Origin of the sequence: Synechococcus sp. A15-28 (assembly GCF_014280175.1) — a bacterium.
Taxonomy (GTDB): Bacteria; Cyanobacteriota; Cyanobacteriia; order PCC-6307; family Cyanobiaceae; genus Parasynechococcus.
Genome location: NZ_CP047931.1, coordinates 867,042 through 880,034, shown reverse-complemented (window position 1 = coordinate 880,034; position 12,993 = coordinate 867,042). Strand labels below are relative to the sequence as shown.

Here is a 12,993-nt window from a genome sequence, read left to right as displayed (position 1 = left end):
AACACATCAGGCACAAGAATCTCAAGCTGTCTATTAGTGAATACAATTAATTAGTAGCAACGCCAAGAAACATCAGCATTGATCTCCAGGATTCTTACTTACCAGCAACAACGTTCACTATCGATGCAGTGATTCAGAGGTAGAATGGATCAAGGCAGGGATAATTCGACAGCCACGACAAAAAAACAGCTCCACCTAACTCAAAAGCAGGATCAGGAGATCGGTCAGCAGTGCTGAGGCTCGCTTGGCCACAAATCGGCCCAGTTGCACAAAAAACTTGGGACAACTCAGGGACAAGCCCTTCAGAACTGTTCCTGCAACTAAGAGCTAAGTGGCAGCAGCGGCCAGAAACCCCAGCGTTGGTCGGCAGGATTCGCAGAACGGGATTGGCTCACCACGTGGTGTGTGGCCCTGGGCTCGGATCGGCTCCACAAGCTACCGGCCACGCAAGGCTCAATCAGCATCACTCCAGAATGACTAAGCAATGTGCCAGGTCATGACCGACCACATCAATCAGTCCCTTTCCGCCCGGGAGATGGTGCGAGCCCACGCCTACCCCGTGCTGGCTGCTTTCAGCAGCCTGAGCCTGTTCGCCATGGCGCTGCTGCTCATTCCTCAGGCGGTCAGACATCACCGCTTCAACCGTTGCGTCGATGCGCAGATCCAGATGCGTGATGCCATTAATCCCGGCAGCCAGCAGGGACCTGGCAGAATCAACGAACTCAAGGCTTTCCGGCACTGCGAAGGCCGTTGATCCAGGGTCCGGTTCAATGCATCGGTTCGCTCTCTTCGCGCTGCTTGGCACATCCCTTCTCTACAGCGGTTGGGCTCAGGCCCATCGCAAGGGGATGTACGAAAACGAAGCCGAGGCCATGAGCCGCGCGGTGGAGATCGGTTGCTCCACGGTTCACCAGAACAACGGTCGTTGGATGCCCTGCTCCGATGAACGGGAGTTGCATCAGCAGATGCGCAAGCAATGACGAGGCAGCCCAACCGCAATCAACAGCGCCAGGCTAGACGCCTGCACCGCTGGCTGGTGCCGATCGCTGCAGCACCGCTGTTGCTGACGGCTGGAACCGGTTCCCTTTACAGCTTGCTCCTGGAGAATGACATCGATGCCTTCTGGCTGCTGAAGATCCACACCGGAGACTTCGGGCCGATCAACCTTCAACCGATTTATTCGGTGATCCTCGGGGGGCTCACCGTCGTGGTGACCGTCTCCGGACTCGTGCTGCTGATCAGGACGCCGGCCCGCTGAAGTCCAGCACCAGGTCCCCCAGGTCATCCCGGCTTATCACGAACCCAAAGCCGTCCAGCGTTCCGGCCCAGCGGCCTGCATCCGCATCGGCCTCGCTGCCTTGAGCGGACTCCACGGTCTGGCCAAACAAGGTGGCAAAACAGTGGGCAGCGACCTGGGCGGCCTCCTCGGGTCCCATCTCATCCAGCTCATGGGCCTCTACCGAACAACCCTCCAGCAGCTCGGCATCGATCACATTGCCGCTGCCCAGATCTGCCACCAACGCCTCCAGTCCGGCCTGGTCGTTCATCTCACCCATCGATGCAGTGTTGACGTTGCCATCCATCATCGCCAACCCAGCGCCAATGCGGCCGTCAATGCCGTATCCACACTGAGCACCCGAGTGCCCAGATGCACCGGCTGCGCGATCACCGACTGGGCCAACTCCAATTCGAAGGGAACAAAGCCTCCCTCCGGACCGATCATCACCACCGCCGGTACGGCGGGGGTCGCTGAAAGGGCCAGGGCTGATCCCATCTCCGCCAGCCAGCAGGGGCGACCGGCGCAGATCGTCGACAGTTGATCCTCCACAAAAGGGCGAAACAACCGGTGCTGATGGACCACCGGCGCCACGGTGTCCCGGGCCCGCTCCATCCCCGCCATCAGGGCCTCCTCCACCTTGTCGGTCGACAGAAGCGGGGTTTGCCAGAAGCTCTTCTCCACCCGGGCGCTGTTGATCAGGAAGAGGTTGCAAACCCCGTATTCCGCCACGGTGCGCAGGATCCGGCGCAGCATCTTCGGGCGCGGTAGGGCCAGGACGATGTCGAATCGGTGCCGTGGCGGGGGCGGTTCGTTGAGTGCAACCCTGAGGGTCACGCCGGTGGCATCGATCGCTTGGATCCGTGCATCACCCCGCTGCCCCCCCACAACGCCGACCCGGATCAACTCCCCCACAACTGATCGCAACACCTGGCGGAGGTGATCAGCCCTGTGATCAGTAATGTGCACCGTGGTCGCATCAAGCCAGTTGTCCCCTGGGCGCAGCAGCAGGATGTTCACCGCAACTCAAAACCTGGCGGCAAAGCCATCAGCAGTGCTCGAAAATGCCTGGTGATTCGGGCGGTGCCGTCCGGCTCTGATACGCCGCATCGGCCTCAGCCATGGCTTCTGGATCGTCCTGAAACCAGCAGCCGTACATCAGCTGTTCAATCCGCTCGACATCCAGCCCCCGATCGGCGACGTCCTGCCACAACCGCTGACTGAGTTCAGCATCCCCGAGCAGAAACTGGGCCCGCGCCAGATTGCGTGCAGCGCTGAAATGGGCCTGGCGATCCCGTAGCGCCGTCGACTCATAGCGCAGCAGACGGTTCTGAAAGGTCTGGATCAATTCCATCGCAGTGCATTCACTGACAACAAGCTGGATCGCGGATCAGCGCTCAGCAATGAGTGGACCTACCGATCGCAGCGGCTGAACCCCAGAAGAATCCGGTCCTGGAGAGCCGCGTGATCAAGCCCAGGGCGCTGCCGCTGCAGGGCCGGAAGAATGTCGAGCAAGCGGTCGTTGGCACGGCGGGACAGGGCACACACCCCAGCGGCGTCTCCAGTCGAGGCCGCCAGCTGGATCTGATCCAGCAGCAGCTGCACCTGGAAAAAGCGTTGGTCGAGGGTCTGAGCATGAGCAGCCGCACCAAGGGTTGAGAGCAACACCAGCCCTGACAACACCCTCCGTAACGGCACCGCGTGCTCCCGCACCAGCCTTCAACGTCGCACAGTGCGCCATCGCCATGGCTGGTAAAGCTGTGAGAATCCATTCAGGTATAACTGCCAGAACGTGGAACGAGTGGCCACCGCCTGGGCGATCTTTCAGGGGTTGCTGCTGGAGGCGATTCCGTTTCTGTTGCTGGGGGTGGTGATCGCAGGCCTGGCCCGTTGGCTGGTGCCCCAGGGGGCCTGGATCAGCCGGTTGCCCCGTCACCCAGTGCTCGCCCCGATCACCGGCGCACTGATGGGGTTCGCCCTGCCGGCCTGCGAGTGCGGCAATGTGCCGGTCGCCCGCCGCCTGCTCGCCAGTGGCGCGCCCCTGGGCACAGGCTTTGGATTTCTGTTTGCAGCACCGGTGCTCAATCCGATCGTGCTGGCCAGCACCTGGGCGGCCTTTCCCGATCAACCCTGGCTGCTGATCGCCAGGCCTCTGGGGGCCTTCCTTCTGGCCATCCTGCTGAGCTTGCTCCTGGCACAACTGCCTGAAACACAGCTGCTGGAAGCGGCGTTGTTGAGCGAACGGCGCCTCAGTCAACCGCTGCGCAAGCTTGACCTGCTGCAACGGGGCAGCGGGTTGATCGGTGCACCGCTGCCCGCCAGCACGGCACCACGGCCGCAGCGCCCATCACTGCGGGATGTGCTGGATCAGAGCAGTCGCGAATTCCTGGATCTGCTGGCTCTGTTGGTGCTGGGCTGCGTCATCGCCGCCACCGTGCAGACCTGGTTGCCACGCAGCTGGCTGCTGGCGATCGGCGGGGCGCCGACAGGATCAATCCTGGCGTTGATGGTGCTGGCGGTGGTGGTGTCGGTGTGCTCGAGCGTTGATGCTTTCCTCGCCCTCGGTTTCGCGGCGCAGGTGACGCCGGGGGCACTACTGGCCTTCCTGTTGCTTGGACCAGTGGTTGACCTCAAATTGGCGGGATTGTTCACCGTGCTGATGCGGCCCCGCGCCATTGCCATCACCGCCGTCGCAGCCAGCCTGGGGGTGCTGTTGATCGGCCAATGGGTCAACCTGTGGCAGCTGTGATCCGGGGGATGGCATGAGTCGCGGATTGCTGCTGATCCTCTGGGGATGGATGGTGATCTGGAGCGTGCTGAGCGGCCGCCTGGATCTGTTGCTGCGTGGGGTGTTTCACAGCCTCGTGGGTGCTTCTGGAGCCGTTTTGCTCGCAGCAGGACTCCTGCTTGTGATCCGACATCGCCGCCGCCGCGAGGCCACGCGCCGGCCATGGCTGATCAGCGCAGCAGTGGGTTGTCTGGTGTTGCTGATCCCTCCGAACCCCTCCTTCAGTGATCTGGCAAGCAACCGCCCCCAGGGTCTGCCGGAGCCAGCAGAGCTCGCCTTCGTGTTGCCGCCGGAGCAGCGCAGCCTCACGGAATGGGTGCGACTGCTGCGCAGCCAGCCCGACCCGCAGCTGGTGGACGGAAATCCCGTCATCATCAGCGGCTTCGTGTGGCGGCAACCCGAGGGGCCGCCGTTGATCGCCAGGCTCACCGTGCGCTGTTGCCTGGCCGATGCCACCCCAGCGGGACTGGCGGTGGCCTGGCCAGAGGGTGACAAACCAAAAGCCAATCAGTGGTTGGCGATTCAGGGCCGGATGACGGTCGCCCCGCGCAATGGTGAAGCCACCGCTGTGGTGGTGCCGACCGTGATCAAGCCCATCCCCCGCCCCGAGCGACCGCTGGAGCCATGACGCGCAGGCTGACGCTGCTGCTGCTTTTGGCTGCTGCGACCGTGGTCCTCCAGCAACAGCTGCTGCTGCGACGGGCCCCGCGGCTGCTTGATCTCCAGCCTCAACGGCTGCAGTCCGGGCGAGCGGCGCTGGACGTGAGCTTCAGCCGCGCGATGCACCGCAACTACCTGGCGGCGGAAAGCAGCCTTGACCCTGCACTGCCCCATCGCTGGCTGGGCCAAGGCAACCGACTGCGGTTGATCCTCGAGGGGATGACGCCCATCGATGCCCCCATCTCACTGACGTTGGCGGGCCGCGACCAGCGCATGCAACCGATGACGCCTCAGACGCGATGGTGGGATCCACGCCCGTGGTTGCTGGTGACGCGGCAAGTAGAGGGCGGGGAGCAGCTGCAGCTGCAGGACCGGCAAGGCCAGTGGCATCCCCTCAGCCCTGTCTGGGCCTCGCTGCAGAGCCTGGTTCCCCTCGGCAACGGCAGCGGTATCGCCATGGTGAGCAGTAACGGCAATGGCAAAGAGACGATCTGGCAAAAACGGCTCACCCCCCGCAACCTTGCCTTGTCGCAACAGCAGCTGGGAGTTCCTGCCCAAGGCATTCTGGAACCACTGAGTGAGGGCGATCTGCTGTTTGGACACATCAGCAGCAACCTCAATGGCGATCTGCTGGTGCAGACCGGTGGATTGAAACCGGGCAGTGAAACCCTTGAGCTGCTGCTGGCCAACGGCGAGCGACAGATGCTGGAGCTGCCCTCCTCCGGACCGATGCAGCTGCTGCCAGCCGGCGGTGGCCTGGTGGTGCCGGGCTACGACGGCATCAGCATCCGGCCACTCAAGGACAACGGCAAGCCTCCCCAAGTGCTGCCGGGCAGCCGTGAACTGGGGGCCTTCTGCTCCACATCGGGCCGCGCGGTGCTGATCCGCCATTGGCCGGACTACCGCCGCTCCATCGAACTGGTGATCCCAGGCCTGGCACCGCGACAACTCCACCTCGGAGACCAGGCAGTGCTGGCGGTGAGCTGCAATGGCTCCGGCGATCGGATCTGGGCGGTGTTGGGAATCTGGCAGGGCCGGCGCAGCCAACATGAACTGGTGCAGTTCAACAGCGAAGGCACCGTCCTTAAACGGCGAAATCTGGCCCCCTGGACCCTGAGCCCAGGAACAGGGATGGAGCACAACCCCGTCGGCAATACTCTGTTGATGACGTTGAACCAACCCGATCTCAAGGGCGGGCGAGCCGCCCTGATCGAGGCCGACACTCTCCGCGTGAGGGAAGTGATGGACGAACCGATCAAGGAAGCCCGCTGGCTGCCGGCGGGCTGATCAGAAGCTGAAAGTCACCCCCGTACCGAGGTGGTGCTGCCATCCCTCACCCCAGCCAGGAGAATCATCCGGGCTGTAGGTCGGCTTCCAATGGGCGAACAGAACGGCATCGCCAACGGGGATCGAGACTTCCACTTCACCGGCAAAGTCAGTCCGCTGACTCAAACCTGAATAGCTGCCAGGTGTGTAGAAACGAGGCCCGGCATCGATGGTGACATTGATCTGATCAATGTTGAAACCAACGCCCAGGCGGGGATCGGTGTAGTTGCCCATCCAGGTGCCATCGGATTCCCATCCCTGACGGTGCATCACTGAGAGAAAAACGCCCTCGAGAATGTTCTCCAGACCATCACCCAGTGCGAAATCAACGTCACCATCGCCAAGCGCCCAAACCACTTCAGCACCCAACTCATTCTTTAAGCCCTGGATATCGTCACCTTGATCCTTGGTGACGTAATAGGGCAACCAATCCACCGTGAGGCTGAGGCGATCGTTGGGTGCGTAACGCACGCTGACGAAACCACGAACGTCTGTTCGTTTTAGCTCAGGATCACCATGCCCGTGTTCATCGTGGGCATGCTCTGCGTGCTCATGATGATCATCCTCAGCGTGCTCGTCGTGATGATCGTCATGGTCATCGTGATGGTCGTGATCATCTTCCCGTGAAAGCCGACGACGGGCGTGGTGATCATCGTCATGATCGTGCTCAGCATGTTCGTCGTGATGATCATGATCGTCCTCATGACCATGATCATCATCAACATGCACCTTGCCGTAAAAATGTTCAGCCTCACCCCACACCACTGAAGGTCCCACGGCGGCTTCAATGGTGAGACTTCCGCCGTTGCCCAAGCCCCACTGGAACACGCCACCAAACGATCCATCAATGGCGTAATGCTTGGGGTTGTCATCCAAGTTGGTTTCAAACCCACCATGCCCTTCGATGGTGATCAGAGGTGTGAAATCAATCTCACCAGCCTCAAGTTCCTCATCACCTCCCCCATGGGATCCATGGGCCAGGACAGGACGGGCTGCAGTGCAAGGAAGCAGAAGCAGGCCAAGAAGCAGGAGCCTGAGACGTGGCTTGGCTGAGAAGACGAACACGGGAGAAAAAATGTTGAGAGAGAGGAAAAAAGATTGAGGATGCTTGGACGTCTGAACGTCAAGCAGGCATCAACGAATGGCCTGCCAACGATCATTCAGGGCCTCAGCAGAGGCCTTATCACAGGTCCCGCCCTGCCCTTGCACCATCGTGCAGATGTTGATCGCCGCCGTGGAGATCGCTGTTTCTCCGGCAGCTGTTCCCTCACCAAACAGTGGTGTGGGCGCAATCGGCAATCCGGTTGACTTACTGATCCTGCGCAGCGTTTTGTTGGGAGGAATCGATGGCGTGAAAATCACCTTGGCGCCTGAAGTTTTGATCTCCTTGCTGATCCTGCGCAGGCTGGAGGGACGCAGCACACCCCCAGTGGTGTAGCTATCAAGCATGGCAATTTCATCCACCCCGTAGCGATCGGCCAGGTGGCTATAGGTCTTGTGATCGGTGACGATCACCCGATGCGGTTGAGACAGCGTTTCAAACTGAATGGCTCCCCAACGGCCGAGGTCGTTGAACACAGCAATGGCTGCCGTCGCGCGAGCTTTTAGAGCTTCTGTTTCCGATGCGGGCAGAACAGGAATCAGAGCAGTGCTCAGTGCGGACACCATGGCGGCCGAGTTGGCTGGGTCATGCCAGACATGGGGGTCGTTGCCCTTGTAATTCGGCAATACCTGTTCGCCAACGGCCACGACAGATCCAGGACTGGTGATCTCATTGGCTGCAGGGGTGAGACCAAAGCCGATGTGAACCACCGCTGCCGACGTTGCGATGGCCTGCCGGTCGCTGGGCTTGAGGCGGTAGCCGTGGGGATCACCACCCGGGGGGATCAGGCAGGTGACCTTCGCCGCCGCTCCCACCAGCGTTCGGGTGATGTCACACAGGGTTCCATCCACAGCCACAACGCTTGGCTGGGCCGCCTGCGCCGCGACTGAACAACCCGAGACAACGCCCAGGGCGACCGCCAGACCCTTGACCAAAAGCGCAGGACGCGCCATGACACTCGAATGAGAATGATTATCATTTTTACAGTTCAACGGGTTGGCGCAACCCAATCGCGACCGCATGATGAAGTGAACCCACCGCAGCTGTGACAGAACCGCATTCGTCCATCAAGGGGCATCTCGCAGCCAGGAATCTCAGCTACAGCTACGGCCCAAAACCAACACTGGAGCGTGTCGACCTGGAGCTCCAGCCCGGCACGCTGACGGCACTGGTTGGGCCCAATGGCGCTGGCAAATCAACGCTTCTGCATCTGTTGCATGGCCGCCTCCAACCTTCGGGAGGAACCTTTGAATGCTGCGGCAGCATTGGCCTGATGCCCCAGAAGGCAGCCATCGACTGGACCTTTCCCATCACCGTGAGGGACATGGTCAGGCTTGGACAAACCAAAAGCCATGGCACAACGACGGCCGAGACCCTGCTTGAGCGGGTCGGAATGGGGGAGATGCGGGGGCGGCGTCTCAATCAGCTCTCCGGTGGCCAACAGCAACGGGTGCTGCTGGCCCGAGCCTTGATGCAGCAGAGCGACGTCCTGTTGCTTGATGAACCCTGCAGTGCCATCGATCCCCCCAGCCGTGAGCACCTTCTCGGGGTGATGCGCCAACAGGCCAGCTCCGGTCAGACCCTTCTGGTGAGCAGCCACGACTGGGGCAGTGCCCTCGACAGTTACGACCACGTCATCGTTCTGGATCGCAGGGTGCTTGCCGCGGGACCCCCCGCTGAGGTGCGCGACCAGCTCAACGACATGGCCTGCTTGATGGGGAGCTATTGCTGTGGCTGAGCTCGACCTCTGGTGGCTGACGCCATTGATCCTGGCCCTGCTGATCGGGCTGATTTGCCCAGCGACCGGCTCACTGCTGATCACCCAGCGGCGCATCCTGCTGGCCAATCTGATGGCCCATTCGGTCTTGCCCGGCCTGATCCTGGCGCTGGCTTTCGAACTCGACCCAACCATCGGCGGCCTGATCAGCGGACTGCTCGGGGCGCTGTTGGCGGAACGACTCAACCAACGCTTCAAAGGCCGAGAAGAAGGTGCCATGAACACTGTTCTGGCCGGATTCACCGCCCTTGGCGTGCTGATGGTGCCCTTGCTGCAGGCGCGGGTTGATCTGGAAACCCTGCTGTTCGGCGACCTTCTGGCCGCCAACGAAGCAGACCTGATTCGCACCGCCGTGGCAACCGTCGCGCTGCTGGTGCTTCTGAGCCGGTGTTACAGCGATCTGGTGTTCCTCGGCGTCGATCCCGATGGAGCCGTCGCGGCCAAACGCCCGGTGTCCAGAATTCGTTTCACCGCCATCGTGATCACTGCCCTCGTGGTGATCAGCGCCATCACGGCTGTGGGCATCGTGCTGGTGATCGCCCTGCTCTGTGCTCCTGTGCTGGTGCATGTGGACCGCTGCCTGAGCTTGCGGGGGTTGATGCTGCGCTCTGCGGGAACAGGCCTGCTGCTCTGTGGCGGCGGCATGATGCTCGCGGTTGCCGCGGATCTCCCCCCTGGCCCTTTGATTGGCGTGCTGTGTGTGGGGCTGTTGCTGTTCAAACGCCCCTGATTCTCATCAGCTAGCTCACAGTGGCGAACCATCCCCCCAACACGGCCGCGATCAGGCCACAGGCCAGGGCTTGCAGCACCTGCTGTTCTGGTTTCTCACGCTCAAGGCCCTCGATGATCCGGCTGGCTGATTCAAAGGTCTCCAGATCCCTCTGAAATCGCCGCAGGGTGCGGTCAATCGCCTCCTCGGTGAAGGCCAGGCGCCGCAACTTGGCGCGCAGTCGGTTGAGCTCGATCTCCGTCAAGGCTCAGTCCTCACGCCCCAGCAACCGGAAGGAATCGAAGCGTTGCTGGCGGTTGGTCTCCGGCACATGCCGACCCCAGAGGCCCTCCCAGTAAAAGAAGATCACGCCGTAACCGCGTTCACGGGCCAGGCGAACCTTTTGCTCCAGATCGCCCATGGACGTGGTGCGTCGTCCGAACCCCGCCAGGATTCCGATCTGGGTTGGGATCCGCCAGTCGCGGGCCTTGCGCAACGCCGGTTGGTCGAGATCGCGGGCAAACCCGTTCACGGAATAGGCGTAGTTCTGCACCACCAACTCGTCGATCAACTCCCCCAGCGCCCACAGTTCCCAGTCCTGAAGCCAAAGGTTGTAGGCCTGCCGAAACGGTCCCGGCGACAGGCTGATCGTTTTGGAAAGATCCTCCTGCTTCAATCGTTCCCGCAAGTCCCGCAGCAACGCCGTGAGCTGACGGCGACGCCAGCTCATCCACATCCGGTTGGTGTGGTCACGCGGGGGGGCTGATCCGGTCTGCTGCCGGTACAGCTCAACGGTGTAGGGGTCGTAGCCGAACTGCATCGGCCAGGCGAAGTGGTCGTCCAGCTGCAGACCATCCATCGGACAGCGCTTCAACGTCTCCACGACCAGGCCAATGAACCGTTCTCGCACCTCCGGATGCGCCGGGTTGAGCCAGGCCATGCGGTGGTCCCCATGCATCGCCATCCAGCGCTGACCATCAGCTTTGGCCAACACCCACTCGGGGTGCTCCCGGACAACGGCGGCGTCGGCCGGTTCCATCAGGCCGTACTCAAACCAGGGCATCACCTTGATGCCTCGCTTGCGGCCCTCCTCCGCCAACGTGCAGATCGGATCCACCTCCACACCTGCCTTGACGAGCGGTGGCTCCACCGGTGCGAAGCGGCTTTGGTGAAACGTGGTGCCGCGACTCCATACGTTGGGCACCACGCGATTGAACCCGGCCTGCTGCAGTTGCTCCAGTGCTGCTGTGATCCGCGCACGGTCGTAGTACAGCTTGCTGGGGCTGTTGGTCAGCCACACCCCCATGGTCGTGCGGCGAGGCAGAAGACGCTCAAGCCGGGACTCCGCCACCGCCGGCGTTGTCAGCAGCAGTCCCAGAGCAAGACTGGTTGCCCTGACCAAATGTTGGACGTCAACCCCTATGAACACCTGGGAAATGACAACACCTGAACCTTGTTTAGCAACGATGAACGACCAAAGGCGTTGCGCTCGTTCCAGAGGATCCGGCGCCATAGGTCATGTTAAAAAAAACGGAAGTAGAAGCAATTTCTCAAACCAAACGACCTCTACCACTGTTCATCGATCGCAAAAGGCCGGGACCAGTTTGTTTCACCACGGGAAAACTTAAGTGTCATCACAAAGCCGGAATAGCGCTTGCCTGCGTAGGACTCTGTTTAAGTGCAGCCCCTTCTTGGTCACTGCCGGTTTCCAACCCCGAAGAATTTCGCACTTACCTCAACAAAAACACCAATTGGAACAACTACCAATTTAATTTCACGTCGCTTGGAGAGTGCTTCGTTCGTTACAAGGCAAATGGAAAAGCATTGGCGTATGTGTGCAACAAAGGCTTTGTGAAGAGAACGTCGCCATCCGGGGAAAAGAGCAGTTGCAACGTGTCCAGGGTTCGCGCCAACAGGAGATGAAAAATTAAATTAACGACATCCAATTGCCAGTACGATTAAGTCAAACCATGCTGACAGCACCTCACTGCGCTTAGGCATAAACGTCGATTGACGCCTCTGCACAATGAAAGAGTTCAGCTGATCGACAGGACCATGTCAACACTTCTGGAGATGCTCACGGCTCAACTGAACAGCGTGCGAGCCAAAGTCGTGGTACAACCACGACATACGGATGATCAGGGGATCAACAAACCCACCCATCGCCCAAGAAATCCTGCAGTTGACAGTGCCATTCACATTGGACCCAAAGGCGGTCGCTACCGCATCACACCCAAAGGAAGAAAGGTTTATCTCTGAAGAGACGTTGCCACCGTCCCAAAGCCTGCACATTTCACTTGGTGATGTTGCCCACTTTCAACAGGTGAGCGACGTGCCTCGACAATCAAGTTCAACGGAACATTGAGCTGACGGAACTCTCCTCGTGGATGCGCCAGATGGCTTCGCCCAGCATGTTGGCAACGGAGAGAACCTGCAGCTGAGGGAAGGTTCGCTCCTGCTGAATCGGAATGCTGTTGGTCACGACCACCTGCTCGAATAGGCCATCGGCCGAAAGGCGTTCACTGGCCGGAGGCGAAAACACGGCGTGGGTTGCACAGGCGATCACCCGTTTCGCCCCCTGTTGCCGCAGCAGCCTGGCCCCGGCGCAGATGGTGCCACCGGTGTCGATCATGTCGTCGATCAGGATCGCCGTCCGGCCGGAGACATCGCCGATCACCGTGAGACTTTCGGCTTGATTGTGACCGGTGCGGCGTTTGTCGATGATGGCCAGCGGCGCATCGTTCATCTGTTTGGCAAAGGCCCGGGCCCGTGCCACGCCGCCCACATCCGGAGACACCACCACGATGTCGCCGAGGTTCTGGGTTGAGAGGTAATCCACCAGCACCGGTGATCCGTAGATGTGGTCACAGGGAATGTCGAAGTAACCCTGGATCTGAGCCGAGTGCAGGTCCATGGCCAGCACCCGGTCCACACCGGATTTCACCAGCAGGTTGGCGGTGAGCTTGGCGGTGATCGATTCACGCCCAGCGGTCTTGCGGTCAGCGCGGGCGTAGCCGTAATAGGGCACCACCGCTGTGATCTGGCGCGCCGAAGCCCGACGGCAGGCATCCACCATGATCAGCAGCTCCATCAGGTGATCATTCACCGGAGCACAGGTGGGCTGGATCAGAAACACATCGCAGCCCCGGATCGACTCCTGGATCTGCACGTAGAGCTCGCCGTCAGCGAAGCGTTTGCAGACGCGAGGACCATCGGGAACACCCAGATAGGCCGCGATCTCCCTGGTAAGACCGGGATTGGAGGTGCCGCTGAACAGGCGCAACCGGCGCGTGTCCGGTGTGAGCTTTTCCTGTTCTGCGCGCGCTGCGGTCAGAAAACTGGTCACGGCGCCCGC

The 12,993-nt window shown here is 60.9% G+C and carries 19 protein-coding genes; 10 read left to right on the top strand and 9 right to left on the bottom strand.

Annotated features, from left to right (window positions below; genetic code table 11):
* The first annotated feature begins 496 nt into the window (after positions 1-496).
* From SynA1528_RS04735 to SynA1528_RS04725, 3 genes are read left to right on the top strand one after another with little or no spacing between them, the layout of a single operon-like run.
* Entirely contained in the window at positions 497-754 is a 258-nt protein-coding gene (locus tag SynA1528_RS04735) for a hypothetical protein (protein WP_186587926.1), read from the top strand.
* 16 nt (positions 755-770) lie between these two features.
* Positions 771-980: a DUF3721 domain-containing protein gene (locus tag SynA1528_RS04730; RefSeq protein ID WP_186587925.1), complete on the top strand. Its 210-nt coding sequence runs from the start codon at positions 771-773 to the stop codon at positions 978-980.
* Positions 977-1,258 (top strand): hypothetical protein, encoded by a 282-nt coding sequence (locus SynA1528_RS04725; RefSeq protein WP_186587924.1) that lies wholly within the window; start codon positions 977-979, stop codon positions 1,256-1,258. Before SynA1528_RS04730 ends, SynA1528_RS04725 begins: the two co-directional genes overlap by 4 nt.
* On the opposite strand, the gene SynA1528_RS04720 is transcribed toward SynA1528_RS04725, so the two are convergent.
* From SynA1528_RS04720 to SynA1528_RS04705, 4 genes are read right to left on the bottom strand one after another with little or no spacing between them, the layout of a single operon-like run.
* Positions 1,239-1,586: a hypothetical protein gene (locus SynA1528_RS04720; RefSeq protein WP_286187946.1), complete on the bottom strand. Its 348-nt coding sequence runs from the start codon at positions 1,584-1,586 to the stop codon at positions 1,239-1,241. The two genes, SynA1528_RS04725 and SynA1528_RS04720, sit on opposite strands and share 20 nt — an antisense overlap.
* Positions 1,583-2,296, bottom strand: a complete 714-nt coding sequence (locus tag SynA1528_RS04715) for a 16S rRNA (uracil(1498)-N(3))-methyltransferase (protein ID WP_186587923.1) — start codon at positions 2,294-2,296, stop codon at positions 1,583-1,585. The genes SynA1528_RS04720 and SynA1528_RS04715 overlap by 4 nt, the downstream gene beginning before the upstream one ends.
* A gap of 28 nt (positions 2,297-2,324) precedes the next feature.
* Positions 2,325-2,630: a hypothetical protein gene (locus SynA1528_RS04710; protein ID WP_186587922.1), complete on the bottom strand. Its 306-nt coding sequence runs from the start codon at positions 2,628-2,630 to the stop codon at positions 2,325-2,327.
* 59 nt (positions 2,631-2,689) lie between these two features.
* Positions 2,690-2,989, bottom strand: coding sequence for a hypothetical protein (locus SynA1528_RS04705; protein WP_186587921.1), 300 nt, complete (start codon positions 2,987-2,989; stop codon positions 2,690-2,692).
* Between the two features lie 79 nt (positions 2,990-3,068).
* On the opposite strand from SynA1528_RS04705, the gene SynA1528_RS04700 reads away from it, so the two are divergent.
* Genes SynA1528_RS04700 through SynA1528_RS04690 form a run of 3 tightly spaced genes read left to right on the top strand, consistent with a single transcriptional unit; the run spans position 3,069 to position 6,011 of the window.
* Positions 3,069-4,025, top strand: coding sequence for a permease (locus tag SynA1528_RS04700; protein WP_186587920.1), 957 nt, complete (start codon positions 3,069-3,071; stop codon positions 4,023-4,025).
* 13 nt (positions 4,026-4,038) lie between these two features.
* A complete protein-coding gene (locus tag SynA1528_RS04695) occupies positions 4,039-4,692 on the top strand; it encodes a TIGR03943 family putative permease subunit (RefSeq protein ID WP_186587919.1) in 654 nt (217 codons plus the stop codon).
* Positions 4,689-6,011 (top strand): hypothetical protein, encoded by a 1,323-nt coding sequence (locus tag SynA1528_RS04690; protein ID WP_186587918.1) that lies wholly within the window; start codon positions 4,689-4,691, stop codon positions 6,009-6,011. The genes SynA1528_RS04695 and SynA1528_RS04690 overlap by 4 nt, the downstream gene beginning before the upstream one ends.
* On the opposite strand, the gene SynA1528_RS04685 is transcribed toward SynA1528_RS04690, so the two are convergent.
* Entirely contained in the window at positions 6,012-6,926 is a 915-nt protein-coding gene (locus tag SynA1528_RS04685; RefSeq protein WP_286187907.1) for a hypothetical protein, read from the bottom strand.
* An 18-nt stretch (positions 6,927-6,944) separates the two neighbouring features.
* Between SynA1528_RS04685 and SynA1528_RS13215 the strand changes: the two genes are divergently transcribed.
* Entirely contained in the window at positions 6,945-7,103 is a 159-nt protein-coding gene (locus tag SynA1528_RS13215; RefSeq protein ID WP_286187906.1) for a hypothetical protein, read from the top strand.
* Between the two features lie 81 nt (positions 7,104-7,184).
* On the opposite strand, the gene SynA1528_RS04680 is transcribed toward SynA1528_RS13215, so the two are convergent.
* Entirely contained in the window at positions 7,185-8,105 is a 921-nt protein-coding gene (locus tag SynA1528_RS04680) for a metal ABC transporter solute-binding protein, Zn/Mn family (RefSeq protein ID WP_286187905.1), read from the bottom strand.
* Between the two features lie 92 nt (positions 8,106-8,197).
* On the opposite strand from SynA1528_RS04680, the gene SynA1528_RS04675 reads away from it, so the two are divergent.
* Together SynA1528_RS04675 and SynA1528_RS04670 are read left to right on the top strand one after the other, a co-directional pair.
* The gene (locus tag SynA1528_RS04675; RefSeq protein WP_186587916.1) at positions 8,198-8,890 is read left to right on the top strand and encodes a metal ABC transporter ATP-binding protein; all 693 of its coding nucleotides are present in this window, start codon (positions 8,198-8,200) and stop codon (positions 8,888-8,890) included.
* On the top strand, positions 8,883-9,659 hold the full coding sequence (locus tag SynA1528_RS04670) for a metal ABC transporter permease (protein WP_186587915.1): 777 nt from the start codon (positions 8,883-8,885) through the stop codon (positions 9,657-9,659). The genes SynA1528_RS04675 and SynA1528_RS04670 overlap by 8 nt, the downstream gene beginning before the upstream one ends.
* A gap of 10 nt (positions 9,660-9,669) precedes the next feature.
* Here the strand turns inward: SynA1528_RS04670 and SynA1528_RS04665 are convergent, their stop codons facing one another.
* Together SynA1528_RS04665 and SynA1528_RS04660 are read right to left on the bottom strand one after the other, a co-directional pair.
* Positions 9,670-9,903, bottom strand: a complete 234-nt coding sequence (locus tag SynA1528_RS04665) for a hypothetical protein (protein ID WP_186587914.1) — start codon at positions 9,901-9,903, stop codon at positions 9,670-9,672.
* Positions 9,904-9,906: 3 nt separating this feature from the next.
* A complete protein-coding gene (locus SynA1528_RS04660) occupies positions 9,907-11,040 on the bottom strand; it encodes a glycoside hydrolase family 10-like protein (RefSeq protein WP_286187904.1) in 1,134 nt (377 codons plus the stop codon).
* A gap of 653 nt (positions 11,041-11,693) precedes the next feature.
* Here SynA1528_RS04660 and SynA1528_RS04655 point away from each other — a divergent pair.
* Positions 11,694-11,897 carry a hypothetical protein gene (locus SynA1528_RS04655; protein ID WP_186587913.1) on the top strand — a complete coding sequence of 68 codons (204 nt, stop codon included), beginning with the start codon at positions 11,694-11,696 and terminating at the stop codon, positions 11,895-11,897.
* A gap of 91 nt (positions 11,898-11,988) precedes the next feature.
* On the opposite strand, the gene SynA1528_RS04650 is transcribed toward SynA1528_RS04655, so the two are convergent.
* Positions 11,989-12,984 (bottom strand): ribose-phosphate pyrophosphokinase, encoded by a 996-nt coding sequence (locus tag SynA1528_RS04650; RefSeq protein ID WP_186587912.1) that lies wholly within the window; start codon positions 12,982-12,984, stop codon positions 11,989-11,991.
* Between the last annotated feature and the right edge of the window lie 9 nt (positions 12,985-12,993).

Bases quoted from the DNA above. Each gene is read 5' to 3' on its own strand.
- SynA1528_RS04735 (WP_186587926.1), top strand. From the start codon at position 497: ATGACCGACCACATCAATCAGTCCCTTTCCGCCCGGGAGATGGTGCGA.
- SynA1528_RS04730 (WP_186587925.1), top strand. From the start codon at position 771: ATGCATCGGTTCGCTCTCTTCGCGCTGCTTGGCACATCCCTTCTCTAC.
- SynA1528_RS04725 (WP_186587924.1), top strand. From the start codon at position 977: ATGACGAGGCAGCCCAACCGCAATCAACAGCGCCAGGCTAGACGCCTG.
- SynA1528_RS04720 (WP_286187946.1), bottom strand. From the start codon at position 1,586: ATGATGGATGGCAACGTCAACACTGCATCGATGGGTGAGATGAACGAC.
- SynA1528_RS04710 (WP_186587922.1), bottom strand. From the start codon at position 2,630: ATGGAATTGATCCAGACCTTTCAGAACCGTCTGCTGCGCTATGAGTCG.
- SynA1528_RS04695 (WP_186587919.1), top strand. From the start codon at position 4,039: ATGAGTCGCGGATTGCTGCTGATCCTCTGGGGATGGATGGTGATCTGG.
- SynA1528_RS04690 (WP_186587918.1), top strand. From the start codon at position 4,689: ATGACGCGCAGGCTGACGCTGCTGCTGCTTTTGGCTGCTGCGACCGTG.
- SynA1528_RS13215 (WP_286187906.1), top strand. From the start codon at position 6,945: ATGCCCTTCGATGGTGATCAGAGGTGTGAAATCAATCTCACCAGCCTC.
- SynA1528_RS04680 (WP_286187905.1), bottom strand. From the start codon at position 8,105: ATGGCGCGTCCTGCGCTTTTGGTCAAGGGTCTGGCGGTCGCCCTGGGC.
- SynA1528_RS04655 (WP_186587913.1), top strand. From the start codon at position 11,694: ATGTCAACACTTCTGGAGATGCTCACGGCTCAACTGAACAGCGTGCGA.